The organism is Pedococcus sp. P1_H8 (assembly GCF_056405175.1).
Genome location: NZ_JBFUCP010000243.1, coordinates 1 through 443, shown reverse-complemented (window position 1 = coordinate 443; position 443 = coordinate 1). Strand labels below are relative to the sequence as shown.

Below are 443 nucleotides of genomic sequence, written 5' to 3'. Positions count from 1 at the left end.
CGGGCCGCGGCGGTGTCGCGGACCGATCCGGACGCCAGGGCCTTCGTGCGTGGCCTCGCGGCCGGCGCCGACGAACAGCATCCCGATGCTCAGGGGCGGATCACCCTCTCCGCGGACCACCGGCGTTATGCCGGGTTGTCCAAGGAGTGCGTGGTGATCGGACAGATCGATTTCCTCGAGATCTGGGATGCCCAGGTGTGGCAGACGTATTCCGACGAGAACGAAGAGAACTACTCCCAGGCCAGATCCGAACCTCTGAGCGAGATCCTGTAGTTCACGACAACGGCGAGTGCCGCGAGGCCTCTGCCCGACACCGACCCTGACGCACTTCCCCAGCGCCAGGTTCGGTCAATCGGACAGGGACCCCGAGTCATTCGCCCCAGATCACCTTCGTGATTGTCAGCGCCCGCAGACACGACCAGAAGACCCGGAGGCAGCAATGG

At 65.0% G+C, this 443-nt stretch carries 1 protein-coding gene; it reads left to right on the top strand.

Features of this window, described 5'->3' with window-relative positions; genetic code table 11:
- A partial coding sequence (locus AC1DYG_RS19800) for a division/cell wall cluster transcriptional repressor MraZ (protein WP_477641556.1) occupies positions 1-273 on the top strand: 273 nt, incomplete at its 5' end.
- Positions 274-443 lie beyond the last annotated feature (170 nt).